Here is a 23,840-nt window from a genome sequence, read left to right as displayed (position 1 = left end):
CAGACTCTACGATCTTCTTGTCCGGAAAGTTCATCAATGCCCAGCATGCACTTTCGTTTGAGCAATTGATGCCACACGTTTCCGGGATTTCGTCGTTGTCCGCTCTCAAGCGAACAATGTCCCAAGTGAAACATTCGAATCGGATTCTGGCAGGAGTGTGTTGGTGAAGGAGCAAACGTTTCGATTTGGGGTCTTATTGTTTGTTGTGTTGCAGGTTCAAGCGGTGCTCGCTGAGCCGATCGACTTTGCGAATGATTGGCCGTGGTGGCGCGGACCGAATTTGAATAGCCATGCAAGTTCGGGGCAGAATCCTCCGACGACATTCAATGAGCGAAAGAACGTGAAGTGGCTTGTCGAAGTTCCCGGCAGTGGACATTCATCTCCGACCGTTGTTGGCAATCGGATCTTTCTCGCGACGGCTGACACTCAGAATCAAATTCAAGGGGTGATCTGCTTTGACCGGAAGAACGGAAAGCAACTTTGGATTACTCCCATCCATCAGGGAAAGTTTCCTGCGGAGATTCATCCGAAGAACACCCATGCTTCGAGCACGATTGCGTGCAATGGGGACTTTCTTTTCACGACGTTCTTTAATGATCGACAAGTGAACGTCAGTTGCCTGAATGTGACAGGCGATCTTGTCTGGACAAAGTCGGCGGGAGCCTATGATCCCAAGAAATACAAGTTCGGCTATGGCGCATCACCGTTGTTGTATTCAGACCTTGTTATCGTGGCTGCTGAGTCTGATCAGGGAAGCTATCTCGCTGCTTTCCATCAGAACACTGGAGAAGAAGCATGGCGGATTGAACGAACTCAGGACGTGAGTTTCTCTTCTCCTGTTGTGGCGAATGTTGCGGGACGTGAGCAGTTGCTGATCAGCGGGCTCTTCGAAGTTTCGAGCTTTAACCCTGCGACCGGTGAGAAACTATGGAGTGTTCCTGGAACCACTCAGGCGACCTGCGGAACAATTGTCTGGAACGAGGATACAGTTTTCGCCAGTGGCGGATACCCAAAGGCTGAGACGATCGCCGTCAAAGCTGACGGGTCCGGAGAAGTCGTCTGGAGGAACAAACGCAAGTGTTACGAACAGTCGATGGTGATTCATAACGGCTATCTTTATGCCTTCGCCGACGGCGGAATCTTGTACTGCTGGCGTGCGTCCGATGGTGAAGAGATGTGGAAGAAACGATTAGGAGGCGATGTCAGTTCATCTCCTGTCCTCGTGAACGACACCATTTATCTGGCGAACGAAGACGGAGAAGTTTTCGTAATTCGAGCGAACCCGGATCGCTATGAAGAAGTCTCTCGAACACGTCTCGGAACGGATTTGTTTCCGACTCCGTCAGTTGTCGGAAATCAGATTTTCTACCGGTTCGGCAAAGGGATTGGCCCCCGCCGTCAGGAATACTTGATCTGTATCGGGGAGTAAACGAATCCTGTTTTTGTGATTCTCTTGAACTTATTGTAAGACACAAAAGAAGTTCGCCCAAAGGAAGAAGCTGTTATGAAGTCTGAGTTAGAAATCATTGTTGAAGATCTTCAAAAGATCAGTGCTTACACTAACGACACTCTCGATCATGTCGACGATGCCGACTGGTTTCGGCAACCGGCGGATGGCATCAATCATATTGCGTGGCAAGTTGGTCATATCGCGATTGCACAATATGGGCTGTGCCTGAAGCGAGTTCGAGGATTCAGCTCGGACGACGACCAGCTTTTCCCTGTCAGTGAATACGCAAAGTTGTTCGGAAAGGGATCGCAACCAAATCCCGATCCGGAGGTTTATCCTGCACCGGAAGCGATTCGTAAGAGCCTGAAAGCGATTCAACAGCAGGTGATCGAGGAGACATCGCAGCTCAGTCAGGAAACGCTGGATGAGGCAATCGATCCTGTGCATCCGATGTTTTCGACGAAAGGGGAAGCTCTTCGCTTCGCTCCAAAGCATGAGATGCTGCACGTCGGGCAAATCGCCATGCTGAGGCGCCTGTTCGGACACGAATCCTTGCGGTAGGAACGGTGTCACTCTCTTTCTAAACGCCACGCATCGAGATGTGGGCGATGGGGGGACAGCCTTCATGTTGAGTCTGTGAAAACGGATTCGGATCAATGGACGTGTTGATCGAATGTTCGCAGATTCTTCGCAGTCGGCCTCTGTCGGGGAGACTTTCCTGACTGAAGAGTAGACGATAATTCCTCGCAGAGTTAGGATCATAATCGCTTGATCGGTTTCAGGTTCTGAAGCTGACGTTCTATTCCTTCAGCGTTCTCGGGGAGAGTGATGAGCACTTCACTGAAATATCTTGACCGGGCGATGGGGCAACTCCGCGATTTGGGCTTAGTGAGTGATCAGAAATCGGAGGATGCTCCGATCGTCGCACTATTGAATCAGATCTCTGATCTCGACGAAGAGAAAGTGGCCGCCATTGCTCACACGCTCAATCAGGCGTCGCTGTTCAACGAAGTGGTTCGGGAACAGGTTTCTGGAATGGAGCTGGGGAATCGTTATGAAGAGATTACCAACGGTTTCAACAGCATTCGCGACGATGCGAAGATGATGGTCGAACAGGTGGAAGACGGGAAACTGGGCGCCATCGAGAGAGTGCAAAACGTCTGGATGAAGATTTCGCGGGGAGACATCGCGACGCGTTTTGACAAAGTCAAAGAGGTTTATCTGGATGTCGCGGAGGACTCACGCGATCAAATCGAACGAGAACAAACCATTGCCAACGCCTACCAGGATTTTCGCGGGGCGCTCAAGGAATCCGAAGTTCTCGCTCTCGATGTGTTAAAGAAAGCGGAAGAGAAGTTGGCCATCGCGAAGACGGAACTTGACGAGGCGATGAAGACCGTTGAAGAGAATTCGGAGGCGGATCGCGCGGAACTGGCCAAACTGGAGCTTGCCCGCGACGAAAAACTTCGCGAAGTTCAGAACGAAGACAAGCGATATCAGATCGCCAAAGATCTCGCTGACAATCTAACAGTCAGCTACAACACTTCAGAAGTGGTGATGGCTCGGCTGAAGCAGATCACCAGCGCGAAGGAACGAGTTTATCAGCAGGCAATCAGTTTCTTCAGCACGAATGAAAGTGTGTTGACCGCATTGACTGCTTCGTTCACCGGACTTTTTGGGCTGCATGAGAGTACCGAAACTCTGGAAGCGATGAAGGAAGGTGTCAGCAAGAGTCTCGAAGATCTTTCTGAAATCGGTGGCAAGGTTCAGGAGGCAGCTGTGAAAGCAGGTTACGGGCCAACTGTGCGATACGAAGCTGTTCAGAAACTTGTCGACTCTGTGACGAATTATCAGGAGCGCTCGTTGGAGATCATCAACGAGATGCGAACGCTTAGCACTCAGAATGCCAACGAGATCCGCACTGCCGTTGAAGATGGGAAACAGCGTCTCGCACGTCTCAGCCAGAAAGCCGCCAGTCTCCCATTTTCTGACAGCGAGTAATGAAGACCGTCGTGGAAGAATCGGGAAAGAAAAGACCGCTCGACGATGTGATGTTGGCGATGGATGTCGTCGATACATTGCGCCATCGGTCCAGGCTCATTGAACGCGAACTTAATGAAGAGCAGCGAGATGAAGAGCTGATTGAAAAGCTTCGGCAGATCTATTCGTCTCAGGGAATCGATGTTCCGGAAGAGATACTTGTCGAAGGTGTCGAGGCACTGAAAGAAGATCGTTTTACCTATTCTCCTCCCGAAGAAACGTTTTCGACGCGACTGGCGAAACTGTATGTCAGCCGAGACCAGTGGCTGCGACCGGTGGTGATTGGTTGCTCGCTGTTGTTCATCGGCTGGCTCGCGTTCCAATTCTTCATCGCTGGACCTCGCGAGCGAGAGATTCGTGCGTTGCCCGAACGAATTGCATCGGCTCAACAATCGATCGAAGACGCTTCAAACGATGGGGAGGGAATCTCGCAAGCTCAGTCTCTCGCGAATGAAGCCGCTCAGGCATTCGAACAACAGGACTATGTTGCGGTTCGAGAGAAGCTGGCAGAGTTGGAACAGCTCAACTCGAAGCTGAACCAGTCTTATGATTTGAGAATCGTCAAAGAAGGAAGTACGGGAGTTTGGCGGATCCCGGACGTCAACCAGTCTGCGCGGAATTATTACATTATCGTCGAAGCTGTTGCTCCGGACGGAGAAGTTCTCAGCCTGCCAATTCAAAGTGAAGAAAACGGCCAAACCGAAATCGTCTCGAAGTGGGGCATTCGCGTTGACGAGTCGACCTTCTATCAAATCGCAGACGATAAGAAAGACGACGGGATTATTCAAAACGACCGCTTCGGCGTAAAGAAATCAGGATCGCTCGAGCCCGAGTATTTCTTACCTGCAATCGGCGGAGCAATTACTAACTGGTGAAAGATGAAGAATGTCAACAGGTCTGGAAACGCTCGCTTCCATTGATGCTGCAATGCATGATGTCCGGAAGGAAATCGAGAATCTTGACAAGGGAATTCAGTTCACCAATGACCAGCTCTCCCAGTTGAGTGAAGAAGAGTCGACGAGGTTTCGGGAACTCGCCAAAGCTCGCCTCGACGTAATGACTCAGGGCGCGATTCTTGAAGATTTGGACCGAACTGACCGTCAGGTTCAATCTCTGCTAAGTGAAAGATCGGTCACTCTCGACGATCTTCAGAAGCAGATCGAAGAGTCGAGTCGACTGCAATCTGAATTAGAGAAAACGCGTCAAGCACAACAAGAACGCGTGCATGATGTTCTTGCCAGAATCGACACTGCCCACGCGAAGACTCAGGCCCGCCTCGCAAACGATCCCGCTCACCAAACTCAACTGGAGGTGGCCAAGAGGGCAGACGACGTCGCCAGGCATGCTGAAAAGAAAGCGGAGCAGGCCGATCAGGATCGGGTCGAGAAAGGCCAGGATTATGAAGGCGATCCGCTCTTCATGTATCTCTGGAGGCGGAACTACGGAACTCCAGAATATTCGGCGGGAACACTGATCCGGTTTCTCGACGACTGGGTCGCTGCGCTGATCAAGTTTCGAAAAGCTCGCCCCAATTTTGCGATGCTCCATGAAATCCCAAAACGATTGAAAGTTCACGCCCGGGAAGTGCGTGCGAAGGCTGATCAAGAGTTCGCAAAACTTCGCGAGCTTGAAGAGATCGCATCCAAAGAAGATGGAACCCCCGAGCTGCAGAAAGAACTGGAGAAAGAACAAGCCGCCGCGAACGATGCGGATCAGGCGATTGACAACGCAGAGAAGCACTTCAGTGAGCTTCTCAAGAAAAAGTCGGAGTTCGCGGGCGGAGCCGATCGGTATTCCCGTCAATGTCTCGAATTGTTTGTCCATCATTTTCAACGGGAACCGCTCGAACAGCTGATTCGAGAAGCGGAACAAACTCGAAGCGTCGATGACGACTTAATCGTTGAGCAAATTTCTCAGCTGCGGTCGCATCAGGAGAAGTTGCAGTCGGAATTAAGTGATCGCAGAAGTTTGCATCTGCGACATCTCAAACGGCTGGAAGATCTCGAAGAGGTCCGAAGAGAATTCAAGCGACATCGCTTCGACGACAATCGAAGTGATTTCCCCAACAGCAATATGATCGGAGCCATGCTCGGAGAGTTTCTGCGGGGAATGGCAAACTCCGGACAGCTTTGGAACACGATCGAGAGAAGCCACCGGCGACGACGCGTGAATTCAGATCCAACGTTCGGTTCCGGGGGTTTTGGTCATCGTTCGGGAGGCACCTGGAACATCCCGCTTCCTCCACAAGTTGGGGGCCCACCCCAACACAACGCGCCTCCACACTCTGGGGGTGGATTCCGAACCGGCGGTGGGTTCTGATCACAATTTCTCAGGTGGAGAGATGATCGAAGCCATCGTTGACCCGTGCATGTTCCTCGTATCAACTCGCGCGCCGACGATCTCCCGTCGCGAGTTTTTTGATGATTGCTGATTCGACTTCGCAACACATTCCCACTTTTTTCCCGATATGCCGTTGAACGAAAGAAAATTATCGGGAATTCTCTTGTAATTGATGCTCGCTCTTTTAGTTTCGTCAATTGCTTGACACAATTCGAGAGGTGGCAGCGGAGAAGTCTCAAAATCCGTTCGTGGGTGGTGAATTCGTGGTTCGACGATACGAAGCCCCTATGCCATTCATGGAGCGATTGTTGTGAACGGAGTCCAGACAGATGTATTCAAGAAGGTTCTTCGATCATGTCTCAAGACTTACCCATTACACTCACAGAACTGCGAACTGTTGGCCTCAGTGAGCTGCACAAACGCTGGGGCTGGATTCTTGCTCTGGGAATCTTTCTCGTCGCACTCGGGACGGTTGCGCTCGGGGCTTCGGTCTTTACGAGTCTGGTCACAATGGTTTTCATTGGCTGGCTGATGATCGGGGGCGGGATTGTTCAAGCGATTCACTCATTCACCGTCAAGAACTGGAGCGGGTTCTTTATTGATTTGCTCGCAGGGATTCTTTACGTCGTCGTTGGATTTTTGATTGTCGCCCACCCGGCGCAAACGGGAATTGCTCTCACTCTGCTGATCGCGATGTTCCTGATTTTTGGGGGAATTTTTCGAATTACCGTTTCGCTCATGCATCAGTTTCCGAACTGGGGATGGGTGCTGCTGAACGGAGTAATTTCGCTCATTCTTGGGATTTTGATCTGGCGCCAGTGGCCAGTTTCCGGGCTTTGGGTTATCGGAATGTTTGTCGGCATCGACATGATGTTCAATGGATGGTCATTGATCATGCTGGGTTTGGTGGCGAAAGACATTCCAAAATCTGGAGAAGTTCCAGAAACACCGGAAGCAGCGTAATTCAATAGATAGTGAATTCTTGTGGTCACTCGTCGATCGGTTGAGTGACCATAAGCTTTCCGTCTGAAGTCGGCGGAATGCCTCTGACAGGATCATGTTCTTGCTTGAGACATCCGGATCAGCAATACTCTGCGAACACGTCAATAAGGATTCTGTTTTCTCGAAAGGAGTCGTCCTAATGCCACTCTCTCTGCGGTCTGTTTGGGCATTCGCCATTGTCCTTCTGTGTAGCCATTCACTTCAGGCGGTTGATCCGAACGTCTCACCTGAATTGAAGAACTTTTCTGGGGACTGGGAAGTCGTCGAGCTCGTTGAAGACGGCAAAGTGATTCCTCAAGAAGCAATCCGCAGCTGGTTGCCATCGGGAGGAAAAGTTGAGATTGCGGAAAACGCGATCATTTTCACATCGCCAAGTGATGGCAAAAAGCACGTGAAAGTCTTTTCCATCGACGCGACGAAGTATCCGCCGGAACTGACGATCAATACGCAAGAAGGAATCGAAGGGTGGGGAATCTTTCGATTTGACGAGGGACGACTGGTGCTCTGTTTGAGTCACCCGACCGAAGCTGCTCGACCGACCGACTTTTCCGCCAGTGCAGGGTCGAAGCGAATGTTAATGGTCCTGAAACGACCATCGGAGCTGAAACCTGCCGCTCCTGCGAAGCCGACGGAAACGGCCAAAACCACTCCACCAGCAGCAACTCCGAGTGCCGTCCCCCCCGGAACGACGGGAGTTGTTCTCACCGACGCGGAAGTCCGTAAGGCACTGATCGGAACATGGAAGTTCACAGACAGCGTTGGAGCTTTGTTCTCGACGTTCAACCCGAACGGGACTTTCTCAACGGTTCGTGAAGTTCTGGAATTAAGAATCTTTCAGAAGGTTTTCGTGCAGACACCTGTCTCTTCCGGGACGTGGAAGATTGAAAACGGGCGGCTGAAGTTTGTTGTTCTCACTTCGACACACTGGGATCGGGTCAACAAAGAGTTTGATTTTATCGTCCGCTCCATTTCCGCGACGGACTTGATATTCGTCGATTATCTCGGTCACGTCGGACGAGCAACCCGCGTGGCTCCGTAATTACGAGCGATGGTGTCTTCGCGACCAATTCGATCGCTTCCACGAATAAGCTCTCCGAAGTTTCGTTCTTCGGGGAGCTTTTTCTTTTTAAGGTGTCCCGGAGTTCAAGGGGTGAAGAGTGGATGATCAAAGCCAATTCGGAATCTGCTCCGGATTCAATCGACCGGATCACACTGAAGCGATCGCAATACGTGGTGGGCGCTCGCTTCCGTGAAAAACAGATTGCTATGATGAGGGCCCTTGTCCGATCTCGTTCGACTGTTGGAAATCATCAATGAACCGAATTCGCGCTGCAGCTGTCCAATTCAATCATGTCCCGGGAGACAAAGCATCGAATCTGGCAATCATTTCCCGATTTGTCGAACGGGCTGCCGAGCAGAGTGTCGACTTGCTGACGTTTCCGGAAATGTGTCTCACTGGCTACTGGCATCTTCGCGACGCACCTCGTGAAGAACTGGAACGTCTGGCTGAACCGGTTCCAGATGGTCCTTCGGTTCAACGAATCCTGGAACTGTCTCGTGAGACCGGGATGTCGATTGGAGTCGGTCTGATCGAATCGGCAGAAGATGGCAAGCTGTACAATTCTTTTGTCGTGGCTTTGCCAAATGGGAAGGTTCACACTCATCGAAAGCTGCACTGTTTTATCAACCAGCATATGAGCTCAGGCGATGAGTTCACAGTATTCGACATTCCGCAGGGAGCCCGAGTGGGGGTGCTGATCTGCTATGACAACAACATCGGGGAGAACGTTCGAGCGACAGCTTTGAAAGGGGCTGAGGTTTTATTGTCTCCACACCAGACGGGAGGATGCAATTCCCCGAGTCCAAGGTGTATGGGCGTCGTTCCCGTCGACCTTTGGGAGAATCGATCCGAGAACGAAGAAGCATTGCGGCAAGAGTTTTTCGGTCGGAAAGGGCGTGGCTGGTTGATGAAATGGCTCCCCGCCCGTGCTCACGATAATGGTCTCTTTCTGGTGTTCGCCAACGGTGTCGGCCGCGATGACAACGAAGTCCGCACCGGAAACTCCATGATCCTTGATCCCTATGGAGATGTGTTGATTGAATCAAAGAGCATCGAGGACGACATGGTGGTCGCTGATCTGGACCCCGAAATCCGTGAAATGTGTACGGGCCAACGCTGGCTGAAGACTCGCCGCCCCGAACTCTTCAAGTCCCTGACCGAAAGAACTGGTTTCGAAGAAGACACCCGCACGGTTCGATTTCGCCACTCTTCAGCGACTGATCCATCAAAATAGGTGTCGCCAAACCTTCTGAACTAGGCTGTGAGAGCATTTTCGGAAGGGAATTATCTGGCCAGAAGCGTTCTTACTCCTGAGTTTGGGGCGATCATTTTCCCCGAAACAGGATGGTTGAATGGCTCCAGAAATGGGAAAAAGTCGCGACAGAGACGATGTCGAGAGCAAGCTTGAAGGGCTCTGAACCGCAATTCCCAACATTGGAGAAGTTACAAACTTGTTCAATCGGAATGCGTTGATTTGAGCTTATCTTGTACGGAATTTGAGAGTTAGGTACGTGCCAGAAGTAGCTATTCAAGGAGACTGGGCAAACATCGCAATCTTCACAATTGGCATTCTGTTGAACTTTTCGATTCGGGGATTTAGACCATGCCCTCTGTTGAATGCGGGTCTAACCGAAAATGGAGTTGAGAATGACACGACTGAAGCAACGATCGAAGATTTGGAGCTGGGTTGCATGTGCAGCTCTTCTGGCTGGTGCAGCATCTGAGTCAGGTGTCACAGCGAAGCCGTTGACAGAAAACGCAATGATTCAGGCGATGCACGTTGCAGCGACGAATCAGCGTGCTCGCCACGGACTATTCGAACAGCAACTGGATGAATCGTTGTGTCAAACCGCCCAGGCCTGGGCGAACAACATGGCCAACCGGAACGTGATGTACCACGGAGGCGGAGAGCAAGTTGTTGCTCATGGATATCCGACTCCTGCTGCATGTATCCAAGGATGGATCAATTCTCCCGGACATCGCGTCTGGGTTTTAGGTCGGAATGGCCGATGTGGTTTTGGTGTGCAACGGTCCTGGAGTGGTCGCTACTACTACGCAGGAGTTTACCGCTAGAGCATGTTGCTCTTTCCGGTGCACTCGCTTGAACTTTTTCATCAGCTAGATGCTGAGTTTGCTCGTGCGAGTGAGTGCAAGCCAAATCAGAGAGTGCTCTGAGGCAAGTCGCTCTCGAATTCGGGATTCGCTTGGAACTCCTCATACGTTTTTCAAGTGAATGCTTGAGTGAGCAAACCTTGCAAGTGTGTGATCAACTCACACAAGGGAGCATTCAGGAACGAAGCAATTCTTCTCGAAGTTGCTCATTGTAATTTGATCTCATTCGCCGTGTCCATCATGATTTGGACGCGGCGTTTTTTGTTTCCATCATTTCAAGTCATCGAAGTGTTGTTTGAGAATGACACCCCGCGCGCTATCTTCTCGCCCGTCTATTGAACGCAGCTTACATGCACACTTCCGATTTCGACGTCGATACTCTTCAGAAGCTTCGAAGAACTCCAGAACTTCTCGAGGCAATCATGAACTCGCAAGTTTCGGAACTGAAGCTTCAGTCGCAGTTGCGGGAGACTTACTCCGCTGACATCGTCCGCGCAGCAATGACTCTGATCGAACTTCGTGAACGTGCGCAGCACAAATTTTCGCGTGCGAGTGAAATGTGGTTCGATCGAACCGGCTTAGAACAGGCCACACCCGAGGCGGTCGCGAATTACAAAGCGGCTCGCTTCGAGAATTGTGCCGGACCGATTTTCGATCTTTGTTGTGGAATCGGTTCCGACAGCATCGCGATTGCTTCGATTGGAAAAGAAGTGACGAGCGTCGATATGTCGGAAGCTGCGTGTCTCAGAACGCGGTGGAATGCGGAAGCTCACAATGTTGATGAGCGGATTGAGACAATTTGCTCTGACGTGCAACAACTCAAAACGGATTTGCAGTTCGTCCATTGTGATCCTGATCGACGGGCGATGGGCAAGAGGTCGATTCGTCTGGAAGACAGCAGTCCGCCTCTCGAGTTTCTGAAGGAGTTGATTGACAGATGTCAGGGGGGAGCCATCAAGCTTTCTCCGGCCAGCAATTTTGGAGGAAAGTTCGACGACGCAGAAATCGAACTCATCAGCCTCAATGGAGAATGTAAAGAAGCGACTGTCTGGTTTGGAGATCTCGCTGGAGAAGAGAATTGGCGGGCGACGCTTCTTCCTTCCGGATTCACACTCAGTGCGGATCCCTTCAATCACTTTCCGCGGGTTGGTCCGCTCAGCGACTACATTTACGATGTCGATCCGGCCATCGTCCGGGCTGGGCTCGTCGATGCGCTCGCTGATGAACTTGAACTTGAGCGACTGGACGATGCTGAAGAGTATCTGACCGGTCCGCAGCTTGTGGACTCTCCGGCGGTGACTCCGTTTCGTGTTTTGGCCGAACTTACACACAACCGAAAAAGCATCCGCAAATACTTTCGCGACCATCCTTGCCACGAACTTGAAATCAAATGTCGTCATGTCCCGGTTGACGTCGACTCTCTTCGCAAATCGATTCCGCTCAAGGGGACCGGAAAGAAAACGCTACTGATTGTGAGATTGGGCGGAAAAACGAAAGGGGTCGCGGCCGAACGAATTGTCAGCGAGGAATCATCGGCGTCTCGGTCCGAGAAAACGGATCAGCCGTGAAATGAGAGCACACTCTATTGGCCCGGTGCATCGGCGTTGATTTCGTTCAGCAGTTGTTGAACGTTCGATTCGGCCAAGGCTGTGAGCGATGAGGTGTCGGTTTGAATCTGAGATAAGTCGATCGGTGAACCAAAACGGACGACTGCCCTCCGTTTGCCGCGAGGCGTTGGGCACTGCAAGTCGAAGATATCCTCTTCGAACTTATCGATGGTTTCCGCGATTCGTTCGATCGTCGGGTTCTCAACAGTGTAATTCCCGCGATAACTCGTCAGTTGAGTCACAAAGAACATATCGTCGAGATGCCGCTGAAGAGTGGCGATGTGCTCAGTGCTTTCCCGCTCTGAGATGCCCGAATTCGAAGAATTCTCGCTGGCACTGTTTTGTGCTTTTTCAATCTCTCGAATTAAGTAGCTGCGAATTCTTCGAATCTGTTCCGTGACATCATGGGTTCGTTGCTTGAGTCCGTGGGCCTCTCGAACTTTCTCCAACACGTTTTCAGCCAGGAATCGAAGTCTCGCAGGGAGTTCTCCGGTTCCGGATTCTCCGAGATACTCGATTTCCTTCGATGAAAGAAATCCGTGCCCGAAACGATAGATGCGATCCAGCAATGGAAGATCAGGCCGTGGCCGCCAGCGGATTCGTTCTTCGAGTTGATTCATCATCCCGACAAGTTCTTCTGTCGGGTCCTGTGTGTAGAAGCATTTCATTCCGCACGGATAAACGTGAATCGGACGTCCGGACCGCTTCGCTGCCTTGAGTGCAATTGCCGCAGCCCCTTCGCGAAACGGCATTACTCGGTCGTTCGAGTGGTAGATATCGCCCTCGGAAAAAACTGTGAGCGCATGTTGATCTTCGCTCAGGATTGAGATCGCCTGCTTGATCGCCTTGGTGTCTGTTCCTTCCCGATTGATGCTGAAACAACCGTGACGCTGGAGAAAATGCTTTCCCGGCGTCGTCGACATCCCGAACACTTGCCACGCCGTCATAAAATGGGTGTGCCATCCAGCTTGAAGTGCCGCTTCGATCAAAACGTACGAGTCGTAATGAAACGAATGATTCGGAAGGAGAAGAACTCCGGCTCCTTCGTCGAGAGAGTTGCTAATTGCTTCTGCGCCGATCACGTCGATCGAACAGATTCCCTTCTGCTTCAAGTCCCGCAGACGAAAGGGACGAACCATTCGAATCAATCGAGGGTTGAGCCGGGAAGGCCACCACTTCGGAGGAGTTTGAAATGGTTGAGAGTTCATGGGAGTGCGCCGTTGGTGCCGGATTCACTGATGGGCAATGAATTCCTGAAACTTCGGGTTTCGCGAAAGTTCACTTTCTGCATGGCGTCAACGTGTTGCCGATCTCACGGATGAGAAGTCGATTCTCTGAAAGCGTACGTGCAATGTATCGATCACGACTGAAGTTCCCAAGTTGATTTTGGCGTGAATTCGCTTTGTTGCCGGACCGACTAGAATAGTGTTGTCGATTTCGAAGAAAGACGAATTTGACGCCTGCGAGGTTTTATCAAATCTTCACACAAGAAAAGCGGCGAAAACTGGCTTCATCGCTGGCGACCGCGTGAACTCAGCGAATGACTTGTGGACCATTTGAGAATTCTGTGTTTCTCAGCTTGTCGACTGGTCGAAATTCTTGGGAGACGTCACTACCGACGCCAAGTCTGGAATACTATCATCCAAGGGAAGTCCCAGGGAAAGCATTGCGCGCTTTGGAAAGCGTAGGAATGGAAGGGGATCTGACCCTTCTCAGTCATTTCAACGAAGATTGATTCAAGATGAGCATTGAGTGGGAACTGCCGAGTATTGGCGAAGGTGTTGCGGAAGCAGACGTCGCAGAGATCCTGGTCTCTGTCGGAGATACTGTCGCTGCCGAGCAGCCTCTCATGGAATTGGAAACAGAGAAGGCTGTTGTCGAACTTCCAGCGCCTCATGCCGGGAAAATTGAGAAAATAGTCGTCGACTCGGGTGATACCATCCAGGTCGGTCAGGTTTACATGGTGGTCGCTGCGGAAGATGACGCAGCCAGTTCTCCCGCCGAAACCGAGCCAACGACAACCGAAGAGCAGGGGACTGAGCCTGAACCCAAGGCTGCGGAACCGAAATCGGAAGAAGCTCCGAAAGCCGCTTCCGCTCCAACGGAAATGGTCACAGGCGAGGTCGACTTCGCTCTGCCTCCGCTCGGCGAAGGGGTCGACTCTGCAGATGTCGCGGAAATCCTCGTTTCAGAAGGGGATTCTGTTTCAGCCGGAACTCCTCTCATGGAGCTGGAGACTGAGAAGGCCGTCGTCGAACTTCCCAGCGAACACACTGGGAAAGTCACGAAAATTCATGTGAACTCCGGTGATACGGTTTCCGTCGGGCAGAAAGTCATATCGTTTGAGACATCTTCGGTCGTCTCGTCAGGATCAGGCGACAAAGCTCCAGTGTCCACGCCTGAGAAAAAATCTTCCAGTGCTGCCAGTTCGGAGTCTCCAGCAGCAGCTCCAGCGAAGTCGGAGTCACAGACAGCTGTTCAAGCACCTCCCAAGCAGAGCGTCGCTGCCGCGTCCGAAAAAACAGCGGAAAAAACAAACGGAATTCCCGTTCCAGCGGCTCCGTCAACACGTCGACTCGCTCGCGAGCTGGGAGTCGATCTCACTCAAGTCAAAGGGACTGGGAGTGGAGGACGGATCAGCGCAGACGATGTTCAGGCATACGTCCGAAAGCGTTTGCAGGATCCTTCTGGCTTAATTGTCGGCCGATCCGGAAGTTCGGGAGAGATGATTGCTTCTGGCTCCATCGCTCCGCCACCGCTGCCCGATTTCTCCAAGTTCGGAGCTGTCAGCCGCGAGAAGATGAACAAGCTCTCACGGACAGCTGCAGAAAATCTCACCGTTTCGTGGAACGTCATCCCGCACGTCACACAACACGACCGAGCAGACATCACCGACCTCGAAGCCGCACGTAAGCGATTCTCAAAAGGAATCGGGCAGAACGGTCCGAAGGTCACCATGACTGCCATCGTGATCAAGGCACTCACGACCTGCCTGCAAGGATTTCCAAAGTTCAACAGTAGCCTCGATCCCGAGACCAACGAGATCGTCTTCAAAAAGTTCTACAACATCGGCTGTGCAGTCGACACGGATCACGGACTACTCGTCCCTGTTATCAAGAACTGCGACAAGAAAAGTATTCTTGACATCGCTGCAGAGTTGACCGAAATGGCTCACAAAGCCCGAGACCGAAAACTCCCCGTCGACGACATGCAGGGAGCAACCTGTACCGTGACGAATCTCGGAGGAATCGGTGGCGTCGGGTTTACTCCGATCGTGAACTACCCGGAAGTCTGCATTCTGGGAATGTCACGCGGTCAAAAAGAACTGCAATTGGTCGACGGAAACGTACAAGAACGATTGATGCTGCCGTTAAGCCTGTCCTACGACCACCGAGTCATCAACGGGGCGGACGCAGCACGATTCCTGGTGTCCTTCTGTAATCTTCTTGCGGATCCGTTTCAGCTTCTGACGACCGTCTAAAGTTTGTGGCTGGGTTGTCGTTGAATTGAGACGTTTGAGAGATCGCCCCGAATTCACCGATTTCTGGATGAGTTTGTGGAGCGATCTTTCAACCCGCGAATCCGCGACCATTTGAGACAACGTAGCGAGGGGATTGCATTGTCGGAGAAACGGTTGGACTAATGAAAGAGACGTTGCATTCACCGGCGATCAGTACTAGGATCGAGACGAATCGTTTGCTCGATCGACCTGTCATGCCGGGTCACTGGGAGTGAATGCCACATCACGCCGACTCGCTTTTCACGGCGCATTCTCCATTGGGTATTCACTGAGCTTGTTTCATGAATCAGCAAACTAAAGACTTGTTCGACGATTCGTCGATGACTTTCGGGGAGCACCTCGAAATCCTTCGAGTGCATCTGATCCGTGCAATTATCGGTCTCGTCATCGCCGTAGCAATTTGCCTGCTTAACGGGACGGCGCTCGTCGACTTCATTCGACGGCCTATCGACCGGGCATTGGCGAATTATTCCGACGTTGCCGTTGACGATGACGTCGCCAGCGGATGGCAGGAAGACTGGGGACTCGACACGCTGTCCGAACTCGTCTTCGGAAAACCTCCGAAAACGGAGATCGATGAAGAAACCGGAGAAGTGGTGGTCATCGATGAGGAAGAAAAACTCGCTCATCCCGATGTTGTAAAAGTTCGCGTTTCGACGGCAGAGTTATCCAAAGCCCTCAACAGAGTTGTCCCCGATCAGTTTCCACAAACACCGGAACCAGATTCTACCGACACTGAGGCCGAACCGTCTCCGACTGTCACTCTGACGTTGCAAGCACCAGAGTTTGCTCAGTTTCAGGCAACCGTCGAACAGTCTCGACGTGCAGTCACGTTGAACGTTCAGGAAGCCTTCCTGACGTATGTCAAAGTCTCGCTGATTGCGGGGCTCGTGCTCTCAAGCCCGTGGATTTTTTATCAACTGTGGTTGTTTGTGGCGGCAGGGCTTTATCCGCACGAGCGAAAGTTTGTCTATCTGTACGGCACCATGAGTCTCGGGTTGTTTCTCGTTGGTGCAGCGTTTTGTTTTTATGCGGTCTTTCCCTTCGTGCTGAACTTTCTTTTGAAGTTCAATTCCACGTTGGAAATCAGCCCGCAGATTCGCATTTCGGAATGGATCAGCTTCGCCGTCATGCTGCCGTTGATGTTTGGAATTAGTTTTCAATTGCCACTGGCGATGCTTTTCCTCGAACGAATTTCGATCTTTACCGTCGAGCAGTACCGTGAGCAGCGAAGGATGGCCATTCTCGTGATCGCCATTCTATCCATGATTCTCACCCCCGCCGATCCGATGAGTATGTTGCTCATGATGGTTCCATTGATCGGTCTCTACGAGTTGGGAATCAAACTCTGTGTCTGGGCGCCTTCGAAATCGCCATTCGACGCCGAACCATCTGTCTGAAAATCTTTGCCATGAACGAATCAGTCGAACTGCCTGTCAATATCTCTGTTCAGGAAGCCCATTCCCTGCTCAGCAATTCGGAATCGATTGTTTTCGTTGATTGCCGCGAGCCGGACGAATACGAAACGGCAAAAATTGACGGAACGGTTCTGATTCCACTGAGTGAATTCGCTGATCGTGCGAGTGAACTGGAACCGCACAAAAACGATCATCTCATCATCCATTGTCATCACGGGGGACGCAGCCTCCGTGTGACGAACTGGCTGAGACAGCAGGGATTTCAACGCGTGCAAAACATGGCAGGCGGCATCGACCAATGGTCCCTCGAAATCGATGATTCGATTCTGCGATATTAAGGGAACTTTGGGCGTTTCGAAATTGTCTGCTTTGATTGAATCGTTAAGAAGCAACCCGACTTCATGCGGAGTCAATGAACTCTCTTGTCTCGCGGACTGCCTCCTCGATAAATGTTCCCGGTGAAATCACCTCCACATTCCAAGTTTAGAATGAACCCACTGAACGAGAGGGATCAAGGTTGCGAGGGAGCCCCTGACTCAATTAGCATTCGCTCGTCGAAACCGGTCGACCACCCAATTCGTTTCGATGACTTTTCAGGCCGAGTGGCGGAATTGGCAGACGCACGGGACTTAAAATCCCGAGGAGGGTAACCTCCGTGGGGGTTCGAGTCCCCCCTCGGCTATTTGCTATTGGGAGCATCCGGCGGATGCGGGTTGGGGCTTTTCTCTCTCGGACTCACTGAACTGTTCGAACGTTTGGAGTTCGAAGTTCAAGGCACTTGGGATGTCATGATTTTCTCAGCCATGCGGCCTTTGAATCTCGTGAAGGCCAGTGAATTCACTGTCGAAGTCGTTCGTGGCGTTCAGCAAGTCTTGAGAGAAATCTGAAAGTAACTTCCTGATGCGTAGTCAGTGATTTAACGAGTCGCTGCAGCATTCGTTTGCAGGAATGTGTGTCGAGAGTGCTTCAAAGCGTTCTAAAACCACACTTCGCTCAGCTGTCCGGATTCGAGTTCGTTGGCGTAGCTTAGGTAGTAGTTGCGGTTGGGGGCGTTGTATTCCTGTGCAGCCAGTCCCCTCAGTGCACTGATCTTCACCTTGCGTGCGTGTTCTCTGTCGGCACCTTCCAACCACTTGACGTGGTCTGAAAGTTCCAGTGCCCATTGATAGTATTCATTCGCCAAGGCGGAATTCATTTGCTCAACGAGTTGCTGTGTGCCACCAGCAAGTTCAGCGATTTTCTTTGCTTTGGTTCTCGGTTCAAGCGGACTCAATGTTGTGGGGTTTCCGTCGTACCAACCCAACAGCCCCGAATAGATGGCCCGAACTGCATGCGGAACCGAGCCGTAGAACTCGATCAGATAGGGCTTGTTTTTCAGGTGTTCGGGAAGTTGGACTTCATGTGCAAGCTGATCGGGGCTTTTGCCGGCGTTGATGCCATCGACGGTTTGGTCATAAACACTTCGAATGGCTTCGCTGTAATCACTAAGAGCAGAAGTCGCTTCTTCTCCTTGAATCGGCTTGGTGTGCCCCGGAACCAAAACGTGTGGTTTGAATTCGGCCATCTTTGCGACGCTTTCGGACCACTTCAGGACATCTCGATAGACTGTTCCGCGAATCGCATAGAGATTGGGAAAGGATCGGTAAAAATTGTCGCCGGAGAACAACACTTTCTCCTTGGGAAGCCAGATGAACATCGCGTCGTCGGTTTCTCCGGGCCCGATGTAAAACTCAATATCAACACCCGCGATTGTCGTTTTGAGTCCACTGTTCGGGATCGAAATATTCGGAGGGATAAAGCCTTCTCCTCGATCGCTGTCGTTGGTGTTGGAGGGTGCAACACCACGGTTGGTGCTTTCGGTGGGGGAAAGCGTTCGGCCAAACTGTCTGACGTTTCGTTTCGCTTTGACTGGAGCCACCGCTGCGCTCGCACCTTCGGCTGAGCCGAAATCTTCCGTCGCGTAAACATCGGGGCGTTCCATTCCAGTAAAGGCGCTCGCACCTCCAGTGTGATCCCCATGGCTGTGAGTATAGATGATCGCCTTGACTGGCTTATCGCTGAACTTTCGGAATGCCTTGTTTGCTTCCGATGCGCTGCTCGGCCCGAAAAGAGTGTCGATAATAATGACACCGTCATCGCCGACGATCATCGAAGTATTCGCGCCGTGAAAACCAACAGCGGTGAAGACGTTGTCTGCGACTTTGATCACGCCTTTATCGAATTGTTGCTCCTGCGTGTTGAGCATGTTGAGTGCTTTGGCCGGTTCGAATTTCGTCTGACCGAAGACGACCGGTGTCGTGACAGCAGCCACTGCGATGACAACAAAGCAATGAAGCTTGCAGTTCTTAGCCATGATTTGATTCCTTGGAAAGATGGTTGGACAAGTTCTTCTGCATCACTTGCAGAACTTTCAGACTCACTTTCAATTCCTCATTCGAAATGCCCTTGAGGGTGACTTTCCGCAGGTTGTCGAGTGAGGGAAGCACCGTTTGCAGCTGTTGTTCACCACGTTTCGTCAAGCTGATCATGACGACGCGGGCATCGTCGGCGGAGGCAGTTCTCTGAACGAACTTGTGATCGACGAGCCGATTCAGTTGTCGTTTCACCGTGGTTGGATCACGAATCATCAGCGACGCCAGTTCGTTCATGCTGAGTGGGGCACCCGCATCTGACAACGTGATCAACGTCTGCGTTTCTTCCGGAGAGAACGGCCAACCGGCGTCCTTCAACACCGCCGCCATCCCTGCGCGAATCAGATAAGAGACTCGCCCGATTGCGAATCCCGGAGACGACTCGGAATCAAAGTGCATTTTCGCCCTCCTGAGAAACTTGAGGTGTCGGCCCAGCGAAAATTGGGCGATACCAGTCCCAATAGCAGTAGATCAGCAGTGCGGACACCGCGAAGTCGGGAATGCCGACGACAAGGAATTTCTGAGCGAAGAGTGTCACGTAGAGCAGGATATTGACGGTGTACGGCAGCGACATCAGGACTGCGATCGGGGCTGTCCGGGGGAAAAACATCAAACCGCCAGTCACTGCCTTGAACAGTCCGACCCAAAAGATCAGGTAGCCGGTCTCTTGCAGCGCCGCCATGAACCTGCCAATCGCATCTGGTGAGTCGTTCGCAGGCATTCCGTTGATGCCGAGGCCCATCGTCATGATTCCCGATCCCAACAGGAAAAACGCAAAGAGCAACCGCAGCACGAGTGCGAGACGCGGGAGTCGAACGTTTCGTGTATTCAACTGGTCCATGAATACCCTCCGGAATTTTGTGGGTGGACTTACGGCTCACTGAATGTGTGATTTCCTGATGCTTGTTTAGCTGTACAATGCAGGTAAGGGCTGTCGCGTCAAGGATTGTTTGGAGAATAGGAGTGAAGTTACGAGCGCGTCGCTCACAAATCTGGAGTGTCTAGATCTGTTGAGGACAGATTGCGTTGCCAGAATTTGGGCGATCGCTTCGGTTCGTATGCGACGACGTTGGCGGCAATTCGAAAGCGTTCACCGCCGCACTCAAGTTCGTGAATGAGCAACGCGGAGTGATGAAAAGCAATGGGAAGTCGGGCTTTCAAAAAGATGATCGCGCAGGTGAAAGTCATGTCTTGCCCGAAATCTCTGGAACGATCGCTCTCTTGTTCGTCAAATCATTTCGGGCGCTGAAGTTGCCTTCGATGACTCGAACTTCCGGTTCAGCACGATCAACCCGATGCAGGTGGCTGCCCAGACAATCATTGATAGCAAATTGAATCCCGTGGTGGGCCAGCAGGCGGAGAGGTGTTCCACGATCCATCTCCAGAAACAGAGTTGAATAGTGGTGGCGACAAGCATCAGACCGGTAAGCGGCCATCTTTGAGCAACTCCCCAGCCAGAAAGTGCGAGTATGTGTTGGAGAAGCTGAAGCAAGAGAGTGAGTGCAATAATGGAGCATGTCGCCTGCCATCCCATGACGGTTCCGATGAGTGCGGCTCCTGCGACGAATTCTCGTTCGTATCCGTTGCTCGTCGTTCTCGGCAAAAGGCTCTTCAACACGAGAATTGCAATCAGCGCTCCGATGGACGCACCAATGATCGCGGTCAGGATCGCTTGGGAAGCGGTCAGTTCCCAGTGGGAAGGCTGCACCGGTGACCAGGAGACAAGAAGAAGTTCTGGCCGGATGATGAGTGGTCCCCCTGCCATTAGAAATGTCGTTGCAATGGCTCGGAGCGGGACTTTTTGACCATCCATTCTGATGAGTGCCCAAGTGAGCAGGGAGATCAGCAGCAGGCAATGGTAGAGGTAATAACCAACGAGATCCCATTTCGTATAGAGAAGAGTCCACACGACTCCGGTGTGCAAGTTGGGGAAACGTGAGGGCAAGTTTTGTCCACCCGAAATTAGTTCCACAAAATACAACAAGAGGAAAATGCCGCCTGTCACAGCTTCGACAACGGGATAACGCATCGAAATCGGAGCGGAGCAGTTTCGACATTTTCCGTTGAGAAGAATCCATGCGAGCACAGGAATATTGTCTCTTCCATCAATCCGCTGGCCGCAGCTGGGACACGCTGATCGTTTTCGGATGAGTGATTCATATCGAGGCGATCGGTAGACAATCACGTTGAGAAAACTGCCGATCGTTGCCCCGAGAGAAAAGAACCAACAGACCATGAACAACTCGGTCGTTCTCAGCCGGAGGGTTTCTGAGAAAGTCATGTCGGGAAGTGCTTCCGACGTGGGACCGGGGGCTCGAAACGGTTCCAGGAGTGCATCGATTCCCGGGACGACAACCATGTATCCGAAAAGAATGGAAGCCAGTAACCAGCCCCACGACTTCGGATGCAATGCGGTTTCACGAAGAAATGACGCAATCATGTTGGGAGTCCAGCCGCGAAGCCAGAGCCATTCGAAGCAGTCAAGAACACAGATGATGCTGAGAGCAACTGACAGCGCACTGACCGAAAACGGCCCCTTCTGCAGCCAGTTGGGGAGTTCCAGAAGTGCCGAACTGAAGCTGAAAAAATAGAGTCCCGTCGCAAGAGTCGCTGAGATCACGACGGTCAACGTCTTGCCACGCATCCAACCAATCGTGCGCAGTGCGTACCAAACGGATGCGCTCGCAACAAACCAACTTAAAGGGTTCCACCACTGCGTCAGCCAGAGAGTTCCCACGAACAATGCCTGTGCGCCCATTAACATCGCAAGACATTCACCAATCGGTGAGAATCGCAAGATGGTCTCCGGAGTCGTCCGGTTTGGGCCATTTGCGAGGACAACAGAGTGATCCATGGTGACAACCCAATTGAGCGACGGTCTGCGAAGATCGCCTGGAACAGGAAGTTCTCAAGCGTGTTGGACTTGGACAGGAAGGAATCGATCGGGTTGGTCAGCGACGAGATGACTGCACCGTCGCCAGGCGCCCGGAGTCTCTTCCGGATGAAGGACGTGTCGCTTACCGTCGTTCCAGGTTTTCAGAACTTTCTGACGATAGCTGAGGCCGTATTCGCGAAGGGTTCTGAGTTCGTAGCAACGCATCCAATCGATCAGGTCGATGAGCAGAGCGATGCAATCCGGACGCTGTTCAATGGTTGGACGGGTGGTATTGGGAAAATCCTGCAGAGACCAGCACGGTTTGGGAAGTCGCGATTCGTTCAGATACCTTGCTTCAAAACGATCTCGCAGGAGCAACAGCCCGCCTTTCTGGTCGTCTCCCCAAAACACTCCGAATCCGCGCAGGATGATTCGCTGAGAAGAATTCACGTTGAGCGAATAGACGCTCGAACAGTCTCTTCGATTCTCTGGAGGGGGAACCCGTTCGAATCCCATCTTTATCAAGATGTTCCCTTGCGGGTAAATAACATCCTGACCCCAACACCAAACTTGCTGGCTGAAGAGCGCAGCTGCCTGATTTACAATCGACAGGTGAGTGTTCGGAAAAATGGCTTCCGTGCCAATCATCACGCAACTTCCTTCTGCGTTTCCCATAAAGCGGCGATATTGGAGATCATCCATGCAGTCGCTGCGGCCAGTTGAAATAAGTCACCTACTGTACTAATTCCATAAGCGAAGATACTCAGAACCCAACAGGTGCTTGCAATCATTTGCCCTCCCCAATTGAAGGTCAGGGCGGACTCCAAAACAGTTGGGCGCTTACTTTTTTCAATCAGATCAACACTCAACAGACACACTCCTCTCCGCAACAAGACAGGTCATCGAGATACATTCCCCACTTTCGGTAGACTTCGAGTCCCTCACCGCTGAGGCCGAGTGTCTGTGAGACTTGTTTGGCTACAACTGCGAATCGTTGACGATACTTGTAGATAAAGCAGAAGACATGATTGTCGTGCCGCACCATGGGGCCACTGAGAAACAGCCCGGGAGTGATGGTCGATTCATCGTGCTCGTTGAGAACCGGAAAACCGTCTTCGCGTTTCTCGAACAGATCACTGATCACCGTCTGACTCCCGGCGAAGCCATTTGCCAGCAGTGGTTGAGTGCGGCTTGTTAGCTTGCTTTGATCATCCAGAGATACTTCGTACTCGCCACTCCTTCGGACGACCGTTTCAACTCCGGTATCCGGAATCAGTTCCACTTGCGATTCGAAGCACGCATCACGGATTCGTTCCAGCGAGAATGTCGAAAGCGATACACTGGGATCGGACGATTCGTCCTCCCATGGACAGGCATGATCGATTACTCGTACCGCTTTCCCCATTTGGGCCAGATGAAATGCCGCATCGATTCCAGATTCATAGCCGCCAACAATGAGAAAGTCGTCGCCTTCAAGTTCGTGATAGCTTCGAATTGTCGAAGTGTGCCGACAGAGTTCCGCGCCGGGAAAACTGTTCAGCTTCGGGTATTGAAACTCTCCGGCTGCCCAAATTACGTTCTTGCAGCGAAGAGTCTTTTCGGGAGTGTCGAGAAGGAACAGATCATCGACTTTGCCAACTCTCTGAACAACAATTCCCGTCTCGACCTTCAGTTCGAAGTAGTCTGCCACTGCCCGGAGGTGAGAAGCGTATTCGCTTCCGGTCGGATGTTCGGTTTCGAGGCTGTAAGCAGGAGAGACACCGATCGCGATGGAATTCAGATCGAGCATTCCGATGGAATTCGTTGCGAACGATGGCGTGATGAAACGTGTCTCTGCTGGCCAGCGTTCGAGTGAAGCTCCAACTTCATGGCGATCAACGATGATGTAATTTTCGATTTCAGCATCACTCAGTGCCACACCAACACCAATGCCTGCTGGCCCGGCTCCGACCACAATGACGTCGAAAACGTGCTGATCCTGCTGATTCATACGCACTCCCATATC

21 protein-coding genes and 1 tRNA gene are annotated in these 23,840 nt (G+C 51.8%); 14 read left to right on the top strand and 8 right to left on the bottom strand.

The genetic code is table 11. The features are described 5' to 3' along the window. The first annotated feature begins 163 nt into the window (after positions 1 to 163). The 10 genes from KOR42_RS03605 (at position 164) to KOR42_RS03560 (ending at position 11,572) form a co-directional block, all read left to right on the top strand. Positions 164 to 1,429, top strand: a complete 1,266-nt coding sequence (locus tag KOR42_RS03605; RefSeq protein ID WP_231740617.1) for an outer membrane protein assembly factor BamB family protein — start codon at positions 164 to 166, stop codon at positions 1,427 to 1,429. A gap of 75 nt (positions 1,430 to 1,504) precedes the next feature. Further along, complete coding sequence (locus KOR42_RS03600; RefSeq protein WP_146507241.1) at positions 1,505 to 2,011, top strand: DinB family protein; 507 nt, start codon at positions 1,505 to 1,507, stop codon at positions 2,009 to 2,011. A gap of 267 nt (positions 2,012 to 2,278) precedes the next feature. Beyond that, positions 2,279 to 3,451, top strand: a complete 1,173-nt coding sequence (locus KOR42_RS03595; RefSeq protein WP_146507240.1) for a cell surface protein — start codon at positions 2,279 to 2,281, stop codon at positions 3,449 to 3,451. Next, positions 3,451 to 4,365, top strand: a complete 915-nt coding sequence (locus KOR42_RS03590) for a DUF6384 family protein (protein ID WP_146507239.1) — start codon at positions 3,451 to 3,453, stop codon at positions 4,363 to 4,365. Before KOR42_RS03595 ends, KOR42_RS03590 begins: the two co-directional genes overlap by 1 nt. 10 nt (positions 4,366 to 4,375) lie before the next feature. Further along, a complete protein-coding gene (locus KOR42_RS03585; protein ID WP_146507238.1) occupies positions 4,376 to 5,809 on the top strand; it encodes a coiled-coil domain-containing protein in 1,434 nt (477 codons plus the stop codon). A 375-nt stretch (positions 5,810 to 6,184) separates the two neighbouring features. Then, entirely contained in the window at positions 6,185 to 6,793 is a 609-nt protein-coding gene (locus tag KOR42_RS03580) for an HdeD family acid-resistance protein (RefSeq protein WP_146507237.1), read from the top strand. A 178-nt stretch (positions 6,794 to 6,971) separates the two neighbouring features. Continuing rightward, the gene (locus KOR42_RS03575; protein WP_146507236.1) at positions 6,972 to 7,871 is read left to right on the top strand and encodes a TIGR03067 domain-containing protein; all 900 of its coding nucleotides are present in this window, start codon (positions 6,972 to 6,974) and stop codon (positions 7,869 to 7,871) included. 274 nt (positions 7,872 to 8,145) lie between these two features. Next, positions 8,146 to 9,126: a nitrilase family protein gene (locus tag KOR42_RS03570; protein WP_146507235.1), complete on the top strand. Its 981-nt coding sequence runs from the start codon at positions 8,146 to 8,148 to the stop codon at positions 9,124 to 9,126. Between the two features lie 413 nt (positions 9,127 to 9,539). Further along, the gene (locus KOR42_RS03565; protein ID WP_197440824.1) at positions 9,540 to 9,965 is read left to right on the top strand and encodes a CAP domain-containing protein; all 426 of its coding nucleotides are present in this window, start codon (positions 9,540 to 9,542) and stop codon (positions 9,963 to 9,965) included. Between the two features lie 389 nt (positions 9,966 to 10,354). Next, a complete protein-coding gene (locus KOR42_RS03560) occupies positions 10,355 to 11,572 on the top strand; it encodes a class I SAM-dependent methyltransferase (protein ID WP_146507233.1) in 1,218 nt (405 codons plus the stop codon). 14 nt (positions 11,573 to 11,586) lie between these two features. Here the strand turns inward: KOR42_RS03560 and KOR42_RS03555 are convergent, their stop codons facing one another. Continuing rightward, positions 11,587 to 12,819, bottom strand: a complete 1,233-nt coding sequence (locus tag KOR42_RS03555; RefSeq protein WP_146507232.1) for a 1-acyl-sn-glycerol-3-phosphate acyltransferase — start codon at positions 12,817 to 12,819, stop codon at positions 11,587 to 11,589. A gap of 533 nt (positions 12,820 to 13,352) precedes the next feature. Here KOR42_RS03555 and KOR42_RS03550 point away from each other — a divergent pair. The 4 genes from KOR42_RS03550 (at position 13,353) to KOR42_RS03535 (ending at position 17,231) form a co-directional block, all read left to right on the top strand. Beyond that, positions 13,353 to 15,092 carry a 2-oxo acid dehydrogenase subunit E2 gene (locus KOR42_RS03550; protein ID WP_146507231.1) on the top strand — a complete coding sequence of 580 codons (1,740 nt, stop codon included), beginning with the start codon at positions 13,353 to 13,355 and terminating at the stop codon, positions 15,090 to 15,092. Between the two features lie 320 nt (positions 15,093 to 15,412). Continuing rightward, on the top strand, positions 15,413 to 16,531 hold the full coding sequence (tatC, locus tag KOR42_RS03545) for a twin-arginine translocase subunit TatC (protein WP_197440823.1): 1,119 nt from the start codon (positions 15,413 to 15,415) through the stop codon (positions 16,529 to 16,531). 11 nt (positions 16,532 to 16,542) lie between these two features. Then, a complete protein-coding gene (locus tag KOR42_RS03540) occupies positions 16,543 to 16,887 on the top strand; it encodes a rhodanese-like domain-containing protein (RefSeq protein ID WP_146507230.1) in 345 nt (114 codons plus the stop codon). 258 nt (positions 16,888 to 17,145) lie between these two features. Next, positions 17,146 to 17,231 (top strand) — tRNA-Leu (locus tag KOR42_RS03535). A 294-nt stretch (positions 17,232 to 17,525) separates the two neighbouring features. Here the strand turns inward: KOR42_RS03535 and KOR42_RS03530 are convergent. The 7 genes from KOR42_RS03530 to KOR42_RS03500 all read right to left on the bottom strand — a co-directional run bounded on the left by KOR42_RS03530 (position 17,526) and on the right by KOR42_RS03500 (position 23,825). Continuing rightward, positions 17,526 to 18,794: an alkyl sulfatase dimerization domain-containing protein gene (locus tag KOR42_RS03530; RefSeq protein WP_390620862.1), complete on the bottom strand. Its 1,269-nt coding sequence runs from the start codon at positions 18,792 to 18,794 to the stop codon at positions 17,526 to 17,528. A 100-nt stretch (positions 18,795 to 18,894) separates the two neighbouring features. Next, on the bottom strand, positions 18,895 to 19,359 hold the full coding sequence (locus KOR42_RS03525; RefSeq protein WP_146507228.1) for a MarR family winged helix-turn-helix transcriptional regulator: 465 nt from the start codon (positions 19,357 to 19,359) through the stop codon (positions 18,895 to 18,897). After that, positions 19,349 to 19,801, bottom strand: a complete 453-nt coding sequence (locus KOR42_RS03520; protein WP_146507227.1) for a hypothetical protein — start codon at positions 19,799 to 19,801, stop codon at positions 19,349 to 19,351. Before KOR42_RS03520 ends, KOR42_RS03525 begins: the two co-directional genes overlap by 11 nt. Positions 19,802 to 20,188: 387 nt before the next feature. Beyond that, positions 20,189 to 21,814: an A24 family peptidase gene (locus tag KOR42_RS03515; RefSeq protein ID WP_146507226.1), complete on the bottom strand. Its 1,626-nt coding sequence runs from the start codon at positions 21,812 to 21,814 to the stop codon at positions 20,189 to 20,191. Positions 21,815 to 21,868: 54 nt separating this feature from the next. After that, a complete protein-coding gene (locus KOR42_RS03510) occupies positions 21,869 to 22,483 on the bottom strand; it encodes a hypothetical protein (protein ID WP_146507225.1) in 615 nt (204 codons plus the stop codon). Continuing rightward, on the bottom strand, positions 22,483 to 22,713 hold the full coding sequence (locus KOR42_RS03505) for a hypothetical protein (RefSeq protein WP_146507224.1): 231 nt from the start codon (positions 22,711 to 22,713) through the stop codon (positions 22,483 to 22,485). Before KOR42_RS03505 ends, KOR42_RS03510 begins: the two co-directional genes overlap by 1 nt. Further along, a complete protein-coding gene (locus tag KOR42_RS03500; protein WP_146507223.1) occupies positions 22,701 to 23,825 on the bottom strand; it encodes an NAD(P)/FAD-dependent oxidoreductase in 1,125 nt (374 codons plus the stop codon). Before KOR42_RS03500 ends, KOR42_RS03505 begins: the two co-directional genes overlap by 13 nt. Between the last annotated feature and the right edge of the window lie 15 nt (positions 23,826 to 23,840).

Source organism: Thalassoglobus neptunius (genome assembly GCF_007859735.1).
Taxonomy (GTDB): Bacteria; Planctomycetota; Planctomycetia; order Planctomycetales; family Planctomycetaceae; genus Thalassoglobus; species Thalassoglobus neptunius.
The sequence above is the reverse complement of the archived record's forward strand: the minus strand, read 5'-3'. Positions and strand labels throughout refer to the sequence as shown.